17 protein-coding genes and 1 pseudogene are annotated in these 21,432 nt (G+C 71.8%); 9 read left to right on the top strand and 9 right to left on the bottom strand.

What is annotated here, in order from left to right:
- Positions 1 to 171: 171 nt before the first annotated feature.
- Positions 172 to 2,754 carry an FHA domain-containing protein gene (locus ACFQ87_RS38790; protein WP_380615655.1) on the bottom strand — a complete coding sequence of 861 codons (2,583 nt, stop codon included), beginning with the start codon at positions 2,752 to 2,754 and terminating at the stop codon, positions 172 to 174.
- 223 nt (positions 2,755 to 2,977) lie between these two features.
- Here ACFQ87_RS38790 and serB point away from each other — a divergent pair, with 223 nt between their 5' ends.
- Positions 2,978 to 4,234 carry a phosphoserine phosphatase SerB gene (gene serB / locus ACFQ87_RS38795; protein WP_380615656.1) on the top strand — a complete coding sequence of 419 codons (1,257 nt, stop codon included), beginning with the start codon at positions 2,978 to 2,980 and terminating at the stop codon, positions 4,232 to 4,234.
- A 122-nt stretch (positions 4,235 to 4,356) separates the two neighbouring features.
- On the opposite strand, the gene ACFQ87_RS38800 is transcribed toward serB, so the two are convergent.
- From ACFQ87_RS38800 to ACFQ87_RS38810, 3 genes are all read right to left on the bottom strand, one after another.
- Entirely contained in the window at positions 4,357 to 4,884 is a 528-nt protein-coding gene (locus ACFQ87_RS38800; RefSeq protein WP_380615657.1) for a SixA phosphatase family protein, read from the bottom strand.
- 197 nt (positions 4,885 to 5,081) lie between these two features.
- Positions 5,082 to 5,204: an SGM_5486 family transporter-associated protein gene (locus ACFQ87_RS38805; protein ID WP_380615658.1), complete on the bottom strand. Its 123-nt coding sequence runs from the start codon at positions 5,202 to 5,204 to the stop codon at positions 5,082 to 5,084.
- 76 nt (positions 5,205 to 5,280) lie between these two features.
- The gene (locus tag ACFQ87_RS38810; RefSeq protein WP_380615659.1) at positions 5,281 to 6,573 is read right to left on the bottom strand and encodes a CynX/NimT family MFS transporter; all 1,293 of its coding nucleotides are present in this window, start codon (positions 6,571 to 6,573) and stop codon (positions 5,281 to 5,283) included.
- A gap of 112 nt (positions 6,574 to 6,685) precedes the next feature.
- Between ACFQ87_RS38810 and ACFQ87_RS38815 the strand changes: the two genes are divergently transcribed.
- On the top strand, positions 6,686 to 7,369 hold the full coding sequence (locus ACFQ87_RS38815) for a FadR/GntR family transcriptional regulator (protein ID WP_380615660.1): 684 nt from the start codon (positions 6,686 to 6,688) through the stop codon (positions 7,367 to 7,369).
- 186 nt (positions 7,370 to 7,555) lie between these two features.
- On the opposite strand, the gene fabI is transcribed toward ACFQ87_RS38815, so the two are convergent.
- Complete coding sequence (gene fabI, locus ACFQ87_RS38820) at positions 7,556 to 8,323, bottom strand: enoyl-ACP reductase FabI (protein ID WP_380615661.1); 768 nt, start codon at positions 8,321 to 8,323, stop codon at positions 7,556 to 7,558.
- Positions 8,324 to 8,325: 2 nt separating this feature from the next.
- Positions 8,326 to 9,045, bottom strand: coding sequence for a 3-oxoacyl-[acyl-carrier-protein] reductase (gene fabG / locus ACFQ87_RS38825; RefSeq protein ID WP_380615662.1), 720 nt, complete (start codon positions 9,043 to 9,045; stop codon positions 8,326 to 8,328).
- A gap of 315 nt (positions 9,046 to 9,360) precedes the next feature.
- On the opposite strand from fabG, the gene ACFQ87_RS38830 reads away from it, so the two are divergent.
- The 6 genes from ACFQ87_RS38830 to ACFQ87_RS38855 all read left to right on the top strand — a co-directional run bounded on the left by ACFQ87_RS38830 (position 9,361) and on the right by ACFQ87_RS38855 (position 15,252).
- The gene (locus ACFQ87_RS38830; protein ID WP_380615663.1) at positions 9,361 to 10,503 is read left to right on the top strand and encodes an MBL fold metallo-hydrolase; all 1,143 of its coding nucleotides are present in this window, start codon (positions 9,361 to 9,363) and stop codon (positions 10,501 to 10,503) included.
- A 141-nt stretch (positions 10,504 to 10,644) separates the two neighbouring features.
- The gene (locus ACFQ87_RS38835; RefSeq protein WP_380615664.1) at positions 10,645 to 12,207 is read left to right on the top strand and encodes a TldD/PmbA family protein; all 1,563 of its coding nucleotides are present in this window, start codon (positions 10,645 to 10,647) and stop codon (positions 12,205 to 12,207) included.
- Positions 12,207 to 13,622, top strand: coding sequence for a metallopeptidase TldD-related protein (locus ACFQ87_RS38840; RefSeq protein ID WP_380615665.1), 1,416 nt, complete (start codon positions 12,207 to 12,209; stop codon positions 13,620 to 13,622). The genes ACFQ87_RS38835 and ACFQ87_RS38840 overlap by 1 nt, the downstream gene beginning before the upstream one ends.
- A gap of 32 nt (positions 13,623 to 13,654) precedes the next feature.
- Positions 13,655 to 14,203: an RNA 2'-phosphotransferase gene (locus ACFQ87_RS38845; RefSeq protein ID WP_380615671.1), complete on the top strand. Its 549-nt coding sequence runs from the start codon at positions 13,655 to 13,657 to the stop codon at positions 14,201 to 14,203.
- A 144-nt stretch (positions 14,204 to 14,347) separates the two neighbouring features.
- Entirely contained in the window at positions 14,348 to 14,731 is a 384-nt protein-coding gene (locus tag ACFQ87_RS38850) for a DUF3099 domain-containing protein (protein ID WP_380615666.1), read from the top strand.
- 278 nt (positions 14,732 to 15,009) lie between these two features.
- Positions 15,010 to 15,252, top strand: a complete 243-nt coding sequence (locus ACFQ87_RS38855; protein WP_380615667.1) for a hypothetical protein — start codon at positions 15,010 to 15,012, stop codon at positions 15,250 to 15,252.
- Here the strand turns inward: ACFQ87_RS38855 and moaA are convergent.
- The 3 genes from moaA to ACFQ87_RS38870 form a co-directional block, all read right to left on the bottom strand.
- Positions 15,249 to 16,238: a GTP 3',8-cyclase MoaA gene (moaA, locus tag ACFQ87_RS38860; protein ID WP_380615668.1), complete on the bottom strand. Its 990-nt coding sequence runs from the start codon at positions 16,236 to 16,238 to the stop codon at positions 15,249 to 15,251. The two genes, ACFQ87_RS38855 and moaA, sit on opposite strands and share 4 nt — an antisense overlap.
- A 78-nt stretch (positions 16,239 to 16,316) precedes the next feature.
- Positions 16,317 to 17,936 (bottom strand): cation acetate symporter, encoded by a 1,620-nt coding sequence (locus ACFQ87_RS38865; protein ID WP_380615669.1) that lies wholly within the window; start codon positions 17,934 to 17,936, stop codon positions 16,317 to 16,319.
- On the bottom strand, positions 17,933 to 18,289 hold the full coding sequence (locus ACFQ87_RS38870; RefSeq protein WP_380615670.1) for a DUF485 domain-containing protein: 357 nt from the start codon (positions 18,287 to 18,289) through the stop codon (positions 17,933 to 17,935). Before ACFQ87_RS38870 ends, ACFQ87_RS38865 begins: the two co-directional genes overlap by 4 nt.
- A gap of 374 nt (positions 18,290 to 18,663) precedes the next feature.
- Here ACFQ87_RS38870 and ACFQ87_RS38875 point away from each other — a divergent pair.
- Positions 18,664 to 21,432: pseudogene (locus tag ACFQ87_RS38875) on the top strand (hypothetical protein); the annotation flags it as partial.

Here is a 21,432-nt window from a genome sequence, read left to right on the forward strand (position 1 = left end):
AGCAGAAGGGGCGCGCCGGTGCCGAAAGGGAGAAGCGACCAGCGAGGCACGAGCGCCGGAGCGCCGACCGTCGGCACCGGGCCGGAGCGCCCCAGAGACGAGCGGGCGAGTAGTCGAGTAACGCCGAAGGGCGCTCTCCCGACCGGGGAGAGCGCCCTTCGGCGAAGGCCGTCAGCCCTTCTGCATGACCTCCGGCTCGTGCCGGCGCTGCAGCCGGGTCACGATCACGCCGATCACGACCGAGATGGCGATCAGCACGCCCGCGTCGATCGCCCACTGGGCGACAGAGTGCGTCCACAGCGGGTCGTAGTTCGGGTGCTGGAAGTCCTTGTTCCAGGGGCCCATGAGGTGCGACAGGTCGAGCGTGGTGGACACGATGCCGGTGCCCCAGCGGGCCGGCATCAGCCAGGCGACCTGCTCCAGACCGGGCTTGCTGAAGATCTGGAAGAGGCAGCCGGTGAAGACGACCTGGACGATCGCGAACATGACCAGCAGCGGCATGGTCTTCTCGGCGGTCTTCACCAGCGCGGAGATCATCAGGCCGAACATCATCGCGGCGAAGCTCAGAAGGATCATGCCGATGGTCATCTCGATGATCGGCAGGTTCTTCACGATCAGGCCGTGCTCGGGGAGCTTGCGCGGCAGGAAGCCGACGGCGGAGATGATCGCGCCCTGGATCACGCTGAAGATGCCCAGCACGATGATCTTGGACATCATGTACGCCGAGCGGGACAGGCCGGTGGCCCGTTCCCGTTCGTAGATCGCCCGTTCCTTGATCAACTCACGGACCGAGTTGGCCGCTCCGGAGAAGCAGGCGCCGATCGCCAGGATCAGCATGATCGTCGCGGCCCCGTTGTTGAGGCCGAGCTGCGATTTCGGGTTGGGTGCGAGCCCCGGTGCGTTGGGGATCAGCACGCTGACCGCGCCGATGACCGCGGGCAGCAGCACCGACAGCGCCAGGAAGCCGCGGTCCGAGGCGAGCACCGACATGTAGCGGCGCATCAGGGTCCACAGCTGCGAGCCCCAGCTCTGCGGCTTGGGCGGGCGGACGGCCTCCTGGGCGACCTGGACGTGCTGCACCTCGCCCGCCTCGACGGTCGGGGCGGAGTACTGCTGGTAGTGCACGGAGCCGCGGTAGCGGCCGGCCCAGTCGTGGTCCGGGTAGTTCTCGAACGCCTGGAAGACGTCCGCCCAGGTCTCGTACCCGAAGAAGTGCAGCGCCTCGTCCGGCGGGCCGAAGTAGGCCACCGAGCCGCCCGGCGCCATCACCAGCAGCCGGTCGCAGAGCGCGAGTTCGGCCACCGAGTGGGTGACGACCAGGATCGTGCGGCCGTCGTCGGCCAGGCCGCGGAGCATCTGCATGACCTCGCGGTCCATGCCCGGGTCGAGGCCCGAGGTGGGCTCGTCCAGGAAGATCAGCGAGGGCTTGGTGAGCAGCTCCAGGGCGACCGAGACGCGCTTCTGCTGGCCGCCGGAGAGCGCGGTGATCTTGTTGTCGGCGCGCTTGTCCAGGCGCAGCTCGTACAGCACCTCGTCGATCCGGGCGTCGCGCTCCTTCGCCTCGGTGTCGCCGGGGAAGCGCAGCCGGGCCGCGTACTTGAGGCCCTTTCGGACGGTGAGCTCGCGGTGCAGGATCTCCGACTGCGGCACCAGGCCGATGCGGGAGCGGAGCTCGGCGAACTGCTTGTAGAGGTTGCGGCCGTCGTACAGCACCTCGCCGCGGTCGGCCGGGCGGTAGCCGGTGAGGGCGCGCAGCAGGGTCGACTTGCCGGAGCCGGACGGGCCGATGACCGCGACCAGGGACTTCTCCGGGACGCCGAAGCTGACGTCGTTGAGCAGGATCTTCTTGCCGCCCTTGTGCTCGACCTCGACGGTCAGGTGGCGGGCGGAGAAGGAGACCGCGCCGGTGTCGACGAACTCCTGCAGCTGGTCGCCCACCAGGACGAAGCTGGAGTGGCCGACGGTCAGCCGGTCCTGCGGGCCCATCAGCTGACGCTGCACCGGCTGGCCGTTGAGGAAGATGCCGTTGTGGCTGCCGAGGTCGACGATCTCGTAGCGGCCGTCCGGCAGCTGGCGCAGCTCGGCGTGGTGGCGGGAGACCTGGAGGTCGGACACCACGATGTCGTTGTCCAGCGCACGACCGATCCTGACGGTGCGCATGGCCGACGTCAGGTTGCGGATCATCGTGGGCTGCGGGGCGCCGCCACCGCTGTGCTGCGGCGGGGCCTGGAAGCCCTGCTGCTGCGGGAAGCCACCGTGCTCTGGCTGCGGCGCGTACTGCTGCTGCTGCGGCACGAACGGCTGCTGCTGCGGCTGGGGCTGCTGGCCCGGCCAGGCCTGCTGCTGGTACGGGTCCTGCCCCGGCCAGGCCTGCTGCGGCGCGGGCTGGTGGGGCGTCGGGACGGGGCCGCGGGCCGTCGCGGCGTCATGCACCGGCGAGGGCTGCGGGGCGGCCGCGGCCACGGGCGCCGAGAAGGCGAGTCGGGGGCCGTTCTCCGGGTTGCCCAGGTTGACCACGGCACCGGGGAACAGCTGGGCCTGCATGGTGCGGGCGCCGGCCACGTACGTGCCGTTGGTGCTGCCGTGGTCGTCCAGCAGCCAACCGCTGCCGTTGAAGCTCATCGTCCCGTGCTGCCAGGAGACCCTGGCGTCGTCGAACGGGAAGTCCGACTGTGGATTGCGCCCGATGGTGTAGGACCGCCCGGGCTCCAGAGTCCGCTGCTGTCCGTTGATATCAATGACGAGTTGCGGCACTCTCGCCTGCCCCGCTCTCTCGGTTCCCCCGAATTGTGGCCCCCGCCCGGGGGTGCGCTGTTCCTCTGACTGACGGGGGGAATCATTCCAGCCCGCCGTCCGCCGATGAAAGTCACCCCGGGTGACTGTGACCAGGCTGCTACCGGAACGGGGCGCGCCGGTGTCCCGCGAGGTGGGACGGGTACCCGCCGCCCGAGGGCCGACGGGTAGCGTGGGACTCACCATGAACGCATCGCCCTTGGCCGCTGAGCCCCTCCCCGCCGCCCAGCCCCGGACCGCGGACGAGCGCACCCTGCTCGTCAAGGTGTTCGGCAAGGACCGCCCCGGCATCACCGCCGGCCTCTTCGCCACCCTGGCCGGCTTCGGCGTCGACGTGATCGACATCGAGCAGGTCGTCACGCGTGGCCGCATCACGCTGTGCGCCCTGGTCACCCCGCCCCACGCGCCCGGCGCGGAAGGCGGCCTGCGGGCCACCGTGCACCGCTGGGCGGACGAGCAGAAGCTGCAGGCCGAGATCCTCTCCGGCATCGGCGACAACCGGCCGCGCCGCGAGGGCCGTTCGCACGTGACGGTGCTCGGCAACCCGCTGACCGCCTCCGCCGTCTCCGCGCTGACCTCCCGGATCACCGCGGCCGGCGGCAACATCGACCGTGTCTTCCGCCTCGCCAAGTACCCGGTGACGGCGGTCGAGCTGGCCGTCTCGGGTGTGGCCACCGAGGAGCTGCGGGCCGAGCTGGCCCAGGAGGCGGCCACCCAGCGGGTGGACGTCGCGGTGGTGGCGGCCGGGCTGGAGCGCCGGGCCAAGCGCCTGGTGGTGATGGACGTGGACTCCACGCTCATCCAGGACGAGGTGATCGAGCTGTTCGCCGCCCACGCGGGCTGCGAGGAGCAGGTCGCCGAGGTGACGGCGGCGGCGATGCGCGGCGAGCTGGACTTCGCCGAGTCGCTGCGCGCCCGGGTGGCACTGCTGGCGGGGCTGGACGCCTCGGTGACGGACAAGGTCCGCACGGAGGTCCGGCTCACCCCGGGCGCGCGCACCCTGATCCGTACCCTGCAGCGGCTGGGCTTCCAGGTCGCGGTGGTCTCCGGCGGGTTCACCCAGGTCACCGACCACCTGGTGGAGCTGCTGGGGCTGGACTTCGCGGCCGCCAACACCCTGGAGGTGGTGGACGGGAAGTTCACCGGCCGGGTGGTCGGCGAGATCGTGGACCGGGCCGGGAAGGCCCGCTGGCTGGCCCGCTTCGCCGAGCAGGCGAAGGTGCCGCTGGAGCAGACCGTGGCGATCGGCGACGGCGCCAACGACCTGGACATGCTGAACGCGGCCGGGCTCGGGGTGGCGTTCAACGCCAAGCCGGTGGTGCGCGAGGCCGCCGACACCGCGGTGAACGTGCCCTTCCTGGACACCGTGCTCTACCTGCTGGGCATCACCCGCGAGGAGGTCGAGGCGGCCGACGTGCACGACGGCACCCCGACCGAGTAAGGCCTGCGGACGTGAACGAGGGGCGTGCGGATCCGATCCGCGCGCCCCTCGCGTGCGTTCCGGACCCGGGGCCCGTCTCCTGGGTCCTGTCGACCCCGGCAGGGACCCGGGGGACAGGCCCCCTAGTCCTGCGGCGTGTGGTACGAGACCAGCTTGGCCACGCCCGGCTCGACGCCCTTCCAGGAGCCGGAGAAGCTGAGCACCGCGATCGCCGCCGTCGGGAACCCGCCCATGCGCAGCCGCTCCAGTGCGTCCTGGTCGCCCGCGTCCCCGGCCAGCACCTGGGTCAGGCCCAGCACGCCGGGGTTGTGGCCGACCAACACCACGTCCGGGTACTCCTCCGGGGCCTCCTGGAGCACGGCGATGATCTCGCCCGCGCTGGCCTCGTAGATCCGCTCCTCGTAGACGGTCTTGCGGGGCCGCTTGGGCAGCTCGTGCGCGGCCAGCTTCCATGTCTCGCGGGTGCGCAGGGCGGTGGAGCAGAGCACGAATTCGGGGTTGATCCCGGAATCGGCCATCCAGCGGCCGGCGTCCAGGGCCTGGTGGCGGCCCCGGTCGGCCAGCGGCCGCTCGTGGTCGTCCACGCCGTCCGGCCAGTCGGCCTTGGCATGGCGGAGAACGATGATCCTGCGGGGCGTTTCGGCGCTCATACCCAGCAAGCTTGGCAGAAAAGCCGCTCGGGGGCGCGACGCCCCCGGTTGCCGCCACTCCCCGGGGTGGCGGGTGCCATCATGCCCCGTTCGCCGGGCCACCTTCCCGAAATGAAGCCGGGCCACCTTCCCGAAATGACCGAAATGAAGGGGCGCCGGGAGTACGGCGGTGGTCCGGACGGTGGTACGGGCGGCGGTCAGCCCATCTGGGCGGCGACGGTGGCGATGATCGCCACCAGCACCACGATGCCGGCGAAGGCGAAGGCGATACGGCCGAGCTGCTTGCGGCCGTCGGTGGGGTTCGGGTCGAGAACGGGCATGTCCGGAATTCTCCCACCCCGAACACGCCCGCCGATCCCCGGCCCCACCGCTTTGGTCAGGCCTTGACCTTCACCGTCAGGCCTTGACCTTCGCCGCCGGGTGGACCGCCTCGTCCTCGATGTGCCGGGCCCGGGCCGCGCGCAGGCCGAACAGCATCTGCGGCACCAGCAGCAGCGCCAGGAAGCCCAGCGGCCAGTACCACTCGCCGGTGACCTGGTAGATCCGGCCGATCAGGATCGGGCCCGGGATGGAGATCAGGTAGCCGACGCCCTGGGCGAAGGCGGACAGCTGCGCCACCCCGCCCGCGGTCCGGGCGCGCAGCCCGATCATGGTCAGCACCAGCGGGAAGGCGCAGTTGGACAGGCCCACCAGGACCGCCCAGACCCACGGTGCCCCGGCCGGGGCGAGCGCCAGGCCGGCGTACCCGGCGATGCCGCAGGAGGCCAGCACCACCACGAACAGCCGCTGGTCGCCGCGCCGGGCGGCCAGGTTGGGCAGCACGAAGGAGACCGGCACGCCGATCACCATGGTGACCGCGAGCAGCACCCCGGAGGTGCCCTTGTCGACGCCGGAGTCCTGGAAGATCTTCGGCAGCCAGCCCATCACCACGTACGCGCCGGTGGCCTGGAGGCCGAAGAAGCAGGCCAGCGCCCAAGCCGTACGGCTGCGGGAGATCGGCAGCTTGGCGGGGGCCGCGGCGCCGTCGGCGTGCTCGCCGCGCTCGCGCTTGGCGATCAGCACCGGCAGCCAGAGCACCAGGGCGAGCGCGCCCAGGGCGGCCCAGACGCCCAGGCCGTAGCGCCAGTCGCCGCCCAGCGCGCTGGTCAGCGGCACGGTGACGGCGGCGGCCAGCGCGGTGCCGGCGGACAGCGCCATGGAGTACAGGCCGATCATCGGCCCGACCTTCTCCGGGAAGTACCGCTTGATCACCACCGGCAGCAGCACGTTGGAGACCGCCACACCGGCCAGGGCGAGCGCGGTGAGCAGCAGGAACACCGCGGTGCCGCCGGCGAAGGAGCGCGCCAGCACGCCCGCCGTGATCGCGCCCATCCCGGCCGTGATCACCGCGATCGGCCCGATCCGGCGGGCCGCCGTGGGCGCGGCGAAGCCGAACAGCCCGAAGCACAGCGACGGGACGGCGGTGAGCAGCCCGGCGAGCGTCGGGTTCATCCCGAGGTCGGTGCGGACCTGGTCGAGCATCGGCCCGAGGCTGGTGACCACGGGACGCAGGTTGAAGGCGGCGGCGGCGATCGCGACGACGCACAGCCAGCCGAGGTACTTGGCGGGGGCGGCGGGCCGCTCGGTCTGCGGCCCGGCCTCGGTTCGTGGGGAGGTGGTGGTGTCTGCTGCGGGAGGCATGGAGGTCATCATAGAATGATGGGATGAATTGACGCACCTCGAAATTGGCATGATGTGCCGATCGTTCATCCACCGGCCACTTCCCTCAGGCCCACCCACCCCGTAGCCGCAAGGAGTCCCCGTGGCGCTGTCATCGCCGAGGCGCACCCCGCTGTCCGACCAGGTGATCGCGCAGTTGCGCGCCCAGATCACCTCCGGGGAGTGGCCCGTCGGCTCGCGCATCCCCACCGAGGCCGCGCTGGTCGAACAGCTGGGAGTGGCCCGCAACACCGTCCGTGAGGCCGTCCGTGCCCTCGCCCACAACGGGCTGCTCGACATCCGGCAGGGCTCCGGCACCTACGTGCTCGCCACCAGCGAGCTGGCCGGGGTCATGCACCGCCGCTTCGCCGACGCCGACCAGGCGCAGGTCGCCGAGCTGCGGGTGGCACTGGAGACCTCCGCGGCGGGCCTGGCCGCCGTCCGCCGCACCGCGCGCGACCTCGACCTGCTGGACGCCGCGCTCGGCCGCCGCGAGGCCGCCTGGCACTCCGGCGACGCCGAGGACTTCGTCCAGGCCGACGCCGCCTTCCACCAGGCCGTGGTCGCCGCCGCCCACAACGACGTGCTGCTCGCCGTCTACGCCGACCTCGGCGAGGTCACCCGCGCGCACCTGCGCAACGACGTCGGCCCCGAGCTGATCGCCGAGCGCTACATCGGCCACGACACCATCCTGGACGCCATCCGGGCCGGCGACGCCCAGCGCGCCTCGGTCGAGGCCGGCCGCGCCATCGGCGCCTGCGCCACCGCCGAGGGCGAGCGGCTGTGACGGTCACTGTGACTGTGACTCGCCCGCTCGCCTCCGGGCGCTCTTGACCCGGCACCGACGGTCGGCGCTCCGTCGCTCCCTCGCGCTCTCCCTTTCGGCGCCGGCGCGCCCTTCGGCTCGGGGCGGGGAAACGCCGCTGCCCGGCACCCCCTCCGTGGGGGTGCCGGGCAGCGGCGTTTCAGCGGATCAGGCGCCGATGGCGTGCAGACCGCCGTCGACATGGATGATCTCGCCGGTGGTCTTCGGGAACCAGTCCGACAGCAGCGCGACGATGGCGCGGCCGGCCGGCTCCGGGTCGCTCAGGTCCCACTTCAGCGGGGAGCGGTGGTTCCAGGTGTCGGCCAGGTCGCCGAAGCCCGGGATGGACTTGGCGGCCATCGAGCCGAGCGGGCCGGCCGAGACCAGGTTGCAGCGGATGTCCCGCGGGCCCAGGTAGCGGGCCAGGTAGCGGCTGGTCGACTCCAGGGCGGCCTTGGCCGGGCCCATCCAGTCGTACTGCGGCCAGGCGAACTGGGCGTCGAAGGTCAGGCCGACCACCGAGCCGCCGTCCTGCATCAGCGGCATCAGCGCCATGGTCAGCGACTTCAGCGAGTACGCCGAGACGTGCATCGCGGTGGCCACGGACTCCCACGGGGTGTCCAGGAAGTTGCCGCCCAGCGCGTCCTGCGGCGCGAAGCCGATCGAGTGGACGATGCCGTCCAGGGTCGGCAGGGTCTCGCGGACCTGGTCCGCGATGCCCGCCAGGTCCTCCGCGCTGGAGACGTCCAGCGACAGCACCTTGACCGGCTTCGGCAGCTTCTTGGCGATCCGCTCGGTCAGGGTCGGGCGCGGGAAGGCGGTGAGGATGATCTCCGCGCCCTGCTCCTGCGCGAGCTTGGCGGCGTGGAAGGCGATGGAGGACTCCATCAGCACGCCGGTGATCAGGATCCGCTTGCCTTCGAGGATTCCACTCATGATCAGTGACCCATGCCCAATCCGCCGTCGACGGGAATGACGGCTCCGGTGATGTACGCGGCCTCGTCCGACCCGAGGAACCGCACGGTGGAGGCGACCTCGGCGGGCGCCGCGTAGCGGCCCAGCGGCACGCCCGAGACGATCTCCGCGCGGCGCTCGTCAGTGAGCACGGCGGTCATGTCGGTGTCCACGAAGCCGGGGGCCACCACGTTGACGGTGATGTTGCGCGGGCCGAGCTCGCGCGCCAGCGACCGGGCGAAGCCGACCAGGCCGGCCTTGGAGGCGGCGTAGTTGGCCTGGCCCGGCGAGCCGGACAGGCCCACCACGGAGGAGATCAGCACCATGCGGCCCTTCTTGGCGCGCATCATCAGCTTCGAGGCGCGCTTGACCACGCGGAAGGTGCCGGTCAGGTTGGTGTCCAGGACGGAGGTGAAGTCCTCCTCGGACATCCGCAGCAGCAGGGTGTCGTGGGTGATGCCCGCGTTGGCGACGAGCACCTCGACCGCGCCGTGCTTCTGCTCGATCTCGGTGAAGGCGGCGTCGACCTGCGCGGCGTCCGTGATGTCGCAGCGCACCGCGAGGACGTCGTACTTCACCAGGGCCTCGGGCACCTCACCCGAACGGCTGGTGATGGCCACCTTGTCGCCCGCTTCGGCGAAGGCCTGGGCGATCGCGAGGCCGATGCCCCGGTTTCCTCCGGTGACGAGAACCGAGCGGCTCAACGATCCACCTCTCTCCGTGTGTGAGCACGTACGTCGGATTGCGTACGCAGTGTGACGCTATCGGGCGCCCGGCGGTGTCGGCGCATCGGGCTCCCACAGCGCCGCACCAAAGGAACTGTCGCAATCCGACAACCCGTACCCGCGGCACCCGGCACCTCCCGCCGATGACCCGCAGGCCGGGGCACTGCCCCGATCGGGGCGACTGTGCGGGAACCACACGGACGGGCGCACCCGTTGCCCCCGTGGTGTGGACCGACCGGGACCCCGTACCCTTCCCCGAACAGTCCCGGCGAGGAACGAACGAAGGCAGGGCGCATGACCAAGGCACGGCCCGGGAGCACCCACCGACGCGGACGACTGCTCGCCCTGACCGCCCTGGCGGCGGGCCTGGGCGCGACCGCCTGGTCGCTGCGCGACCTGCCGGCGGCGTTCGGGCGACGCCCGGACGGCGAGCGCGAGGAGCGGGTGCGCAACTCCCCGCAGTACCGCGACGGCGTCTTCCACAACGCTCCCTCGAGCCTCGCCCGCACGGCCGGTGCCCCCGGCGTCGACCCCGCCACCGTCCGCCGGATGATGTTCGAGCGCACCGGTCGCGTCCCCGCCCACCCGGTGCCCACCGTCCGCCCCGCCGCGACCGGCCCGGCCGCCGAGGGCGTGGAGATCACCTGGTACGGGCACGCCTCCGCGCTGGTGGAGATCGAGGGCTCCCGCGTGCTGCTCGACCCGATCTGGAGCGACCGCTGCTCCCCTTCCGCGCACGTCGGCCCCAAGCGGCTGCACCCGGTGCCGGTCGAGCTGGAGGAGCTGCCGCCGGTCGACGCCGTGCTGATCTCGCACGACCACTACGACCACCTCGACATGGCCACCGTCAAGCGCCTGGTGCGCAGCCAGTCCGCGCCCTTCGCGGTGCCGCTCGGCATCGGCGGCCACCTGCGCCGCTGGGGCGTCCCGGAGCACCGGATCATCGAGCTGGACTGGGACGAGACCTGCACCCTGGGCGAGCTGGTGGTCACCCTCACCTCCGCGCACCACTTCTCCGGCCGCGGCCTGACCCGCAACACCACCCTGTGGGGCTCCTGGGTGATCGCCGGCCCCACCCGCAAGGTCTTCTACACCGGCGACTCCGGCTACTTCGAGGGCTACGGCCGGATCGGGGAGCAGCACGGCCCCTTCGACGCCGCGCTCGTGCAGATCGGCGCCTACGACGCGGCCTGGGCGGACATCCACATGACCCCCGAGGACGCCGTCCTCGCCCACCGTGACCTCAACGCCGGGCTACTGGTGCCTGTCCACTGGTGCACCTTCAACCTGGGCCTGCACCCGTGGGCCGAACCGATCGAGCGGCTGCTCAAGGAGGCCAAGGCCCAGGCCGTCCCGCTGGCCGTGCCGCGCCCCGGCGAGCGGGTCGACGTGGACAACCCGCCGGAGCTGGACGGCTGGTGGGAGTCCGTCTCCTGACGGCCCGGTAGGAGGCGCCGGCCGAAACCGCGGCACACCGGTCGAAATGCGCTGGCCGGAAACCCGGTGGACGGGAAATGATGCGGTGCGGGCGCTCCTGTGGGCACCCGCACCGTCACCCTCCGCGACCTGGGAGCCCGATTGCCTCCGATCCCTCCGGCCGTCAGCGCCGGCGCCCCGACCGGGCGCGCCGTCGATCCGCTGTTCCTCGCCCTCCCGCTGCGCACCCTGGCCGACGCCGCCCTCACCCGGGCCCGTGAACTCGGCGCGAGCCACGCCGACTTCCGCCTGGAGCGGGTCCGCAGCGCCTCCTGGCGGCTGCGCGACGCCCGCCCGGCCGGCACCTCCGACAGCGTGCAGCTCGGCTTCGCCGTCCGCGTCCTGCTGGACGGCGCCTGGGGCTTCGCCGCCGGGGTGGACCTGACCCCCGACGCCGCGGCGAAGGTCGCCGCCCAGGCCGTCGCGGTGGCCCGCCTGTCCGGCGGGATCAGCCGGGCGGCCGGCTCCACCGAGCGGGTCGAGCTGGCCGACGAGCCCGTCCACCGGGACGTCACCTGGGTCTCCGCGTACGAGGTCAACCCCTTCGAGGTGCCGGACGCCGAGAAGACCGCGCTGCTCGCCGAGCGCAGCTCCCGGTTGCTGGCCGCCGAGGGCGTCTCGCACGTCCAGGCGGCCCTGCTGACCGTCCAGGAGAACAAGTTCTACGCGGACACCGCGGGCACCATGACGACCCAGCAGCGGATCCGGCTCCACTCCGACCTGGAGGCCACCTCGGTCGACGAGCGCACCGGCGCCTTCGACTCCATGCGCACCCTGGCCCCGCCGGTCGGCCGCGGCTACGAGTACGTCACCGGCACCGAGTGGGACTGGGACGCGGAGATCGCCGAACTGCCCGTCCTGCTGGCCGAGAAGATGAAGGCCCCGAGCGTCCGGGCGGGCCGCTACGACCTGGTCGTCGACCCGTCCAACCTCTGGCTGACCATCCACGAGTCGATCGGCCACGCCACCGAGCTGGACCGCGCGCTCGGCTACGAGGCCGCCTACGCGGGCACCTCCTTCGCCACCTTCGACCAGCTCGGCACGCTCGAGTACGGCTCCGGGCTGATGCACGTCACCGGCGACCGCACCGCCGAGCACGGTCTGTCCACCATCGGCTACGACGACGAGGGCGTGGCCACCCAGTCCTGGGACCTGATCAGGGACGGTGTCCTGGTCGGCTATCAACTCGACCGAAGCATGGCCAAGTTGAAGGGCTTCGAGCGCTCCAACGGCTGCGCCTTCGCGGACTCCCCGGCGCACGTCCCGGTGCAGCGGATGGCCAACGTCTCGCTCCAGCCCGCCGCCGACGGCCCGGACACCGAGGGCCTGTTCGCCGGGGTGGAGAACGGCCTGTACATCGTCGGCGACCGCTCCTGGTCGATCGACATGCAGCGCTACAACTTCCAGTTCACCGGCCAGCGCGCGTACGCCATCAAGAACGGCGAACTCGCGGGCCAGGTCAAGGACTTCGCCTACCAGGCCACCACCACCGACTTCTGGGGCTCGATGGCGGCGGTCGGCGGCCCGCAGACGTACGTCCTCGGCGGCGCCTTCAACTGCGGCAAGGCGCAGCCCGGCCAGGTCGCGGCGGTCAGCCACGGCTGCCCGTCGGCGCTGTTCCGCAACGTCAACGTGCTCAACACCCAGCAGGAGGCGGGTCACTGATGACCGCGATGCAGCCCCACGAACTCGTCGAGCTGGCACTCGGCCTCTCCCGCGCCGACGGCTGCGTGGTGATCGCCGACGAGGAGTCCACCGCCAACCTGCGCTGGGCCGCCCCTCCCAATGGACTGGGGGGCGCGCTGACCACCAACGGGGTCACCCGCGGCCGCCGCCTCACCGTGATCGCCACCGTGGCCGGCGCCGAGGGCACCGCCTCCGGCGTGGTCTCCCGCGAGGCCGTCACCGCCGAGGACGTCGAGGGCCTGGTCCGGTCCGCCGAGGACGCCGCCCGCGCGGCCGGCCCGGCCGAGGACGCCCAGCCGCTGGTCGCCGACCAGCCGCCCTCCCCGCACTTCACCCAGCCGCCCGCGGAGACCTCCATCGAGGTGTTCGACGCCTTCGGCCCGGCCCTCGGCGAGGCCTTCGCCCGCGCCGCCTCGCAGGGCGAGCTGCTGTACGGCTTCGCCCGGCACGAGATCACCACCAGCTACCTGGGCAGCTCCACCGGCCTGCGGCTGCGCCACGACCAGCCCACCGGCATGGTCGAGATCAACGCCAAGGCCGCCGACCTGTCCGGCTCGGCCTGGATCGGCGCCGCCACCCAGGACTTCACCGACATCGACGTCGAGGCCCTGCACACCGAGCTGACCAAGCGCCTCGGCTGGGGCGCCCGCAAGGTCGACCTGCCGGCCGGGCGGTACGAGACGCTGCTGCCGCCCTCGGCCGTCGCCGACCTGATGGTGTACCTCAACTGGTCCTCCGGCGGCCGGGACGCCCACGAGGGGCGGACCGTCTTCTCCAAGCCCGGCGGGGGCACCCGGATCGGCGACAAGCTCGCCGGCCTGCCGCTGACGCTGCGCTCCGACCCGCGCGAGGCGGGCCTGGAGGCCGTCCCGTTCGTGCTGGCGCACCGCAGTGGCGGCAACGTCTCGGTCTTCGACAACGGCGAGCCGATCAACGCCACCGACTGGATCCGCGAGGGCGTGCTGACCGAGCTGATCACCAGCCGCCACGCGGCCGGCCTCACCGACCTGCCGCTGCGCCCGGCGATCGACAACCTGGTGCTGGAGACGGCCGACCAGGAGTCCGCGCCGACCCTGGACGAGATGATCGCCCGCACCGAGCGCGGCCTGCTGCTCACCTGCCTCTGGTACATCCGCGAGGTGGACCCGGCGACGCTGCTGCTCACCGGCCTCACCCGGGACGGCGTGTACCTGGTGGAGAACGGCGAAGTGGTCGGCGCGGTCAACAACTTCCGGTTCAACGAGTCCCCGGTCGACCTGCTCGGCCGGATCACCGAGGTGGGCCGCACCGAACGCTGCCTGCCCCGCGAGTGGAGCGACTACTTCACCCGCACCGCGATGCCACCCGTGCGTGTCGCGGACTTCAACATGAGTTCGGTCAGCCAGGCCTCATAGCCACTGACCAACGGGGGGATACGAGAGACATGATGGACGAGAAGCGGCTGGTCAGGACGAGCAAGATGCTGTCGCGCATCCTGCGGCACGAGCCGGAGCTGGTGGGGATCACGCTGGACGGGTCCGGCTGGGTCGGGATCGACGTGTTGCTCGCCGCCCTCGCGGCGAAGGGCAGGCCGGTCACCCGGGCCGAGCTCGACCACGTGGTGGCCAGCAACAACAAGCGCCGCTTCGGCTACTCGCCGGACGGTCTCTCGATCCGCGCCAACCAGGGCCACACGGTGGCGGTCGACCTCGGTCTGACCGCCACCGTGCCGCCGCACGTGCTGTACCACGGCACCGCCGACCGCCACCTGGCGTCGATCTTCCGCGAGGGCCTGCGCCCGATGGCCCGCCAGGACGTGCACCTCTCGGCGGACACCGAGACCGCGACCCGGGTCGGCGCCCGGCACGGCCGCCCGGTGGTGCTGACCGTGAACGCGGCCGCGATGGTGGCGGCCGGCCACGAGTTCCGGCTCAGCGAGAACGGCGTCTGGCTCACCGACGCCGTCCCCCCGCAGTACCTCTCCCGCCGCTCCTAGCCGCTCCTGCCGCCGGACGGCTCCCCTATCACGCCCGACCGGGTGGGCCCCGCCCACCCGGTCTCGTCGTCCCCGGCACCCGGGCGTACCGTGAAGAGGCCGCGCGGCACGGCGCGCGGGTGCGTGGACGAGGGCGGTAGACACATGGGCAAGAGCGCCGACGGCGGGCAGGTCTTCCGGATCACGGGGGCTCGCAGCAGCCTGTCCGAGGACGTCCGGGGGCGTCAGCGCCGCTACGTCATCTCGATGCTGATCCGCACGCTCTGCGTGCTGCTCGCGGTGGTGCTGTGGGACGTCCAGCGGTGGCTGGCGATCGCCGCGCTGGCGGGCGGCGTGCTGCTGCCGTACTTCGCGGTGCTGGTCGCCAACGCGGGCCGGGAGCGGGCACCGGGCCTGCCGAGCGCCTTCGACATCCCGCACGACACCCCGCTGATGCTCGGCCCCGGTGGTACGGGTGGGGCTGGTGCGCCGGCTGGTACAGGACAGGCAAAGCCCGCTGGCACCGAAGGTGCACAGGACGCGGGCTGACCGTCCACTTCGCGGTGGTTGAGACGGAATCGCCTCGACGAAAGCTCAGAAGAAGCTCAGATTAATCATGCAAGACCTCCCCATCCGGGGGTCTCGGCGTGACATACTGCGTACGCGCTCCGCATCCCCCGTCGGAGCGACGGACCGACGCCGGGCGGCTCCCCCCGTGGCTGCCCGGCGTCGCCATGTCCGGATCCGGACGGGCCCGGTCCGATCGTCGAAGGCCCGTGAAAGACTGGCGGCGACGATCAACCCGCCGAGCACCGAGGACGGCCCCGATGGACACCCCGCAGACGCCGATCTGCTCCGCCAAGGGCTGCCGGGCGGACGCCCACTGGGTGCTGGTGTGGAACAACCCCAAGCTGCACACCCCGGACCGCCGCAAGACCTGGCTGGCCTGCGAGGAGCACCGCGAGCACCTGTCCCAGTTCCTGGGCGTGCGCGGCTTCCTCAAGGAGGTCGTCGCCTTCGCCGACTACCCCAAGACTCCCGAGGGGCCGGAGACCGAGCAGCCGGGCTAGCCGCCGATCGCCGACATCGGCCGCTCGGGCTGGTGGAACTCCGGGTCGTCGATCCCGGCCCCGGCCTTCTTGCCCCACATCGCCGCCCGCCACAGCGCGGCCAGCTCCGCGTCGTCCGCCCCCGAGCGCAGCGCGGTGCGCAGGTCGGTCTCCCCGGTCGCGAACAGGCAGTTGCGCACCTGCCCGTCGGCGGTCAGCCGGGTCCGGTCGCAGGCCCGGCAGAACGGCCGGGTGACCGAGGCGATCACGCCGACCCGGCCCGGGCCGCCGTCCACCACCCAGCGCTCGGCGGGCGCCGCTCCCCGGCCCGCGGACGGCTCCGGGGTGATTGCGAAGCGGGCGCTCAGCAGCTCCAGGATCTCCGCCGCGGTGACCATCGACGAGCGGTCCCAGCCGTGCTGGGCGTCCAGCGGCATCTGCTCGATGAAGCGCAGCTCGTAGCGCCGCTCCAGGCACCAGGCCAGCAGGTCGGCCGCCTCGTGGTCGTTGACCCCGCGCATCAGCACCGCGTTCAGCTTCACCGGGGTCAGCCCGGCCGCCTCGGCCGCGGCCAGCCCGTCCAGCACGTCCTGGTGGCGTCGGCGGCGGGTGAGCGTGTGGAACACCTCGGGGTCGAGGGTGTCCAGCGAGACGTTGACCCGGTCGAGCCCGGCCTCGCGCAGCGCGGTCGCGGTGCGGGCCAGTCCGATGCCGTTGGTGGTCAGGGACAGCTCGGGGCGCGGCTCCAGCTCCGAGCAGGCGGCCACGATCGCGACCAGTCCGGGGCGCAGCAGCGGCTCGCCGCCGGTGAAGCGGACCTCGCGCACGCCCAGGTCCCGAACGGCCAGGGTGACCAGCCGGACGATCTCCTCGTCGGTCAGCAGGTCGGGCTTGGCCAGCCACTGCAGGCCTTCCTCCGGCATGCAGTAGGTGCAGCGGAGGTTGCACCTGTCGGTCAGGGAGACCCGCAGGTCGACGGCCTGTCGTCCGAAGGTGTCGAGCAGCACGTGCGTCCCTTCCCGAAATGCGGCCGGCCCGGCCACCGTCGCGGCGGGGGCCGGGCCAGCATAGTCATCACGGGACGATCAGTGGGCGCCCAGCCCGGTCAGTGAGCGGACCTCCAGTTCAGCGTACTTCGCCGGGTCGGGGCGTTCCCTGGACAGCAGGGTGCCGAGCCAGCCGGCCAGGAAGCCGATCGGGATGGAGACCAGGCCGGGGTTCTCCAACGGGAACCAGTGGAAGTCGACGCCCTGGAAGAGCGAGCTCTTGCCCCCGGACAGGACCGGGGAGAAGACCACCAGCACCACCGAGGAGATCAGACCGGCGTAGACCGAGCTGACCGCGCCGACGGTGGTGAAGCGCTTCCAGAACAGCGAGTAGAGCAGGGTCGGCAGGTTCGCCGAGGCGGCCACGGCGAAGGCCAGCGCCACCAGGGCCGCGGTGCTGAGCTTGCCTGCGTAGAGGCTGAGCACGATGGAGATCGCGCCGATCACCACCGCGGCCCACTTCGCCGATCGCACCTCCTCCTTCTCGCTCGCCTTCCCGCGCCGGATCACGTTGGCGTACAGGTCATGGGCGAAGGAGGCCGAGGAGGCGAGGGTGAGCCCGGCCACCACGGCGAGGATGGTGGCGAAGGCGACCGCCGAGATCACCGCGAGCATGATCGCCCCGCCGGTGGTGCCGGACCCGCCGCCGAGCTGCTCGGCGAGCAGCGGCGCCGCGGTGTTCCCGGACGGTGTCTTGCCCTCCACGGCCACCATGCCGCTGCGGCCGACCAGCGCCGCCGCACCGAAGCCGAGCGCCAGGGTCATCAGGTAGAAGACGCCGATGATGCCGATCGCCCAGAGCACCGACTTGCGGGCCGCCTTGGCGGTGGGGACGGTGTAGAAGCGGACCAGGATGTGCGGCAGGCCGGCGGTGCCGAGCACCAACGCGATCCCCAGGCTGATGAAGTCGAGCTTGGAGGTGTTGCTGGCCCCGTACTTCAGCCCGGGTTCGAGGAACGCCGATCCCTTGCCACTCGCGGAGGCTGCCGCACCGAGCAGCTCCGAGGGGTTGAAGTGGTACTTGGCGAGCACCAGGACGGTCATCAGCGCCGCGCCGACGATCAGCAGCACCGCCTTGACGATCTGCACCCAGGTGGTGCCCTTCATGCCCCCTATCACCACGTAGATGATCATCAGCGCGCCCACCGCGAGGATGGTCCAGCGCTTGGCCCCCTCCCCGGTGACCCCCAGCAGCAGGGCCACCAGCGCCCCGGCGCCGACCATCTGGGCCAGCAGGTAGAAGATCGACACCACGATGGTGGACACCCCGGCCGCGGTGCGCACCGGGCGCTGGCGCATCCGGAACGCGAGCACGTCCGCCATGGTGAACCGGCCGGAGTTGCGCAGCGGCTCGGCGATCAGCAGCAGCGCGACCAGCCAGGCGACCAGGAAGCCGATCGAGTAGAGGAAGCCGTCGTACCCGGCCAGGGCGATGGTGCCGGCGATGCCCAGGAAGGACGCGGCGGACATGTAGTCGCCGGAGATCGCCAGGCCGTTCTGGAAGCCGGTGAAACCGCGGCCGCCGGCGTAGAAGTCGGCGGCGCTGCGGTTCTGCCGCCCGGCCCAGACGGTGATGACCAGGGTGGCTGCCACGAAGAACCCGAACAGGGCCATCGTCAGGCCGCGGTGCTCCGTGGCGGAGCTGGCGAGCACGATCATTCGGCGGACTCCCGGGGAGCGTGGACGACAGCACCGTGGGCCTCGCGGATCGCGGCGGCGGACGGGTCGATCCGCCGCTCCGCGTAGCGGGCGTACCAGGCGGCGATGGCGAAGGTGGTGGCGAACTGCAGCAGCCCGAGCACCAGGGCCACGTTGATGTGCCCGACGACCTTGGCGCCCATCAGTCCGGGTGCGTAGCAGGAGAGCAGGACGTAGAGCAGGTACCAGAGCACGAAGCCGATGGTGACCGGGAAGGCGAAGCTCCGGAAGGAGCGCCGGAGGGTACGGAACTCCTCGCTGTCGTCGATGAGTTGGACTTCCGTGGCGGTAGTGGTGATCGGCGGCGAATCCACTCTGTCTCCTCACTCCTTCGGCGTAGCGGTCACACGAGGGGAATGAACGAACGTGAGGGGCGTCACATGCCTCGTGTGCGCCGCGCAATGCTAGGAGCGTCGCGCCCTCCCCGAAAGGGGTTCACATCGATAAGTCAGTCGTTCACCCCGTCGCACTATCCATTTGGCTGAAAAGAAACCGTTCGGACAGCCCGTGCCGGATCTTCACAACCCGCTCGATGGCGAAGGATTCGTGGTGGTAGCCTCCTGCCACTCATGCGATCTTCATGACGTCATACTTTGCGAGCGCGCCCATCCGACAGCCGTCGAACCGTCAGTTTTCGGACGCTTTCGAACGTGCCGGGCCTCGCCGTTTCAGGGGGACATCCATCACTGTGAACCGCAGATCCCGTCCGGCGCGGCTGTTCGTGCTGCCGCTCCTGGCATCCGCCCTCGCGCTCGCCGGCCCGCTTCCCGCGGCGTCCGCCGCGCCGGCCGCGCCCGCCGCCGACCCGGCCTTCCTACCTGAACTCGTCGTCCCGGGGCAGCCGTTGCCCCAGCCGCGGACCGAGAACCTGCTCGCCGCCGGCCCCAAGGGCTTCCTGCACGGCGCCCGCGACAACCGGATGGCCTGGACCTCGTACGACACCGGTGCCACCACCCTGGTCAGCGGCTACAACGAGTACTACGACGACTATGCGCGCACGCCCGCGCAGTACGGCGCGACCGGCGACTACACCGTCGTCGGCTCCCCCAACAACGGTGGCACGTCCTGGAAGCTCCAGAACCCCGCCACCGGCACCTCCGTCACGCTGACCACGCCGACCACCACCTGGGTGGCGGGCGTGTACGGCGACGCCGTGCTCGCCAAGACGATGGTGCCGGAGTCGCCCGGCAGCGGCTCGCTGAAGATCGGTTCCCTGGCGTTCCTGCGTGCGGACGCCTCCGGCGGCACCGTCAACCTCCCGGTCACCGGCTGGCCCGACGCCTCCGGCATCCCGGGGCGGATCCGCTTCCTCGGCGGTGACGCCAAGGAAGCCGCCCTCGGCTTCAACGACAGCGCCGGCAAGTACCGGATCGCCCTGGCCGACACCCACACCGGCGCCCTGCGGGTCTCCCCGCCGGTGGCCTCCGGGGACACCAACGTGTCCTGGTGCGCCGGCCGGGAGGCGATCGGCCCCGACCGCATCGCCTGGTTCGGCACCGACTGCAACGCCCACGTCCTGCCCCGCGCCGACCTCTCGGCCGCCGAGACAGTGCTGCCCTTCGGCTCGACCAACCTGCCCGACGCCATCGGCATCGCCGGCGACTGGCTGCTCAGCGTCGATCACCCCAACGCGGTCGGCGGCCCCAACAGCCCCACCCCCAACCAGGCGCCACTGAAGGCCCGTCCGATCGCGGGCGGCGCTCCCGTGACGCTGCTGCCGCACGTCGCCGCCACCCTGGCCCCGACCCCGGACGGCGGCGTCCTGGTCGAGGGCGGCGACACCTCCAGCGCCTGGCAGGTCCAGCGGGTCACCCCCGCCGGCAGCGCCCAGCCGACGGTCGCCGCCACCGGCTACCGGGTCGAGCCGGACGCCTACACCATCGTCACCGCCGCCCTCTCGGAGAACGTGCTCACCACCGCCGAGAGCGGTAGCACCGTCGGCCAGGGCTTCGAGCAGCGCCAGGTCACCCTCGGCGGCGCGCCCGCCGTCGGGGCGCGCACCTCCATCGGCACCGACCTGTACCCGGACCCGTCCCGGCTCTGCACGGCGGGCTCCAACCGGTGCAACACCATGGTGGGCACCGGCGACGGCAGGGTGGTCCACCCCGGGACCACCGGTGGCCTGATCGTCCGCCAGGGCAGTACCGCCAAGGCGGTCCCCATGCTCCCGAACGTCGTCACCGAGAGCCTCATCGAGGCCAGCGGCCCCTACGCCCTGATCAACACCTCGACCTACCAGCACCCCGAACAGAAGGTGGTCTACCTCGACGGCCCGATGCCCGGCGCGCCCGAAACCCAGGTGGCCACCGCGTTCGCCAGCATCGCCACGATCGACGAGGGCAAGCTCTACTTCCCTGCCGCCAACCCGGGTGACATCACCGCACTCGACGTGGCGACCCACCAGATCCAGACCCTGCAGACCGGCAAGGCCTGCACCATCACCGGCATCAAGTCCTCCCGCGGCTGGCTGTACTGGAGCTGTGGCAACCAGCAGCCCGCCGGGCTGATGCGCCCGGCCACCGGCAGCGCCATCGACGTCCCGCCGTCCGCCGCCGCCATGGGCGACGGGTTCCTGCTCTACACCGACACCAACAGCTACAGCCAGGTGGTGGACTTCCACACCGGCACCCCGGTCACGCGCAACATCAAGGTCAACCTCCGCAGTGACGGTCTCGGGGGCCCGTGGAGCGTCGACCGCTTCGGCAGCGGCCTGGTGTACACCGACCAGCTCAGCAACATCCACCTGATCTCCGTCACCGCCCCCGCGCAGGGCACCACCTTCACCTCGGTGAGCCCGGACCGGCTGCTCGACACCCGCTACGCCATCGGCCAGCCGACCACGGACAAGGTCCCCGGCCGTAGCACCGTCAGCCTCCAGGTCGCCGGGCGCTCCGGCGTCCCACTGGGCGCCAAGGCCGTCGTCCTCAACGTCACCGCGACCGAGACCGACGGCGGCGGACACCTCACCGCCTGGGCCAGCGGCTCCCCGCAGCCCACCTCCAGCAACCTCAACTGGACCACCAGCGGAGTCACCACCCCCAACCTCGTCGTCGTCCCCCTCGGCCCCGACGGCAAGGTCAACCTCTTCAACGGCTCCTGGAACACCACCCACCTCATCGCCGACGTCTTCGGCTACTACACCGACAGCCTCTCCGGCTCGACGTACACCGCCGTCAGCCCGGACCGGCTGCTCGACACCCGCTACGCCATCGGCCAGCCGACCACGGACAAGGTCCCCGGCCGCGCCACCGTCAGCCTCCAGGTCGCCGGGCGCTCCGGCGTCCCACGGGGCGCCAAGGCCGTCGTCCTCAACGTCACCGCGACCGAGACCGACGGCGGCGGACACCTCACCGCCTGGGCCGGCGGCTCCCCGCAGCCCACCTCCAGCAACCTCAACTGGACCACCAGCGGAGTCACCACCCCCAACCTCGTCGTCGTCCCCCTCGGCCCCGACGGC

Origin of the sequence: Kitasatospora sp. NPDC056531 (assembly GCF_042794375.1) — a bacterium.
Taxonomy (GTDB): Bacteria; Actinomycetota; Actinomycetes; order Streptomycetales; family Streptomycetaceae; genus Kitasatospora.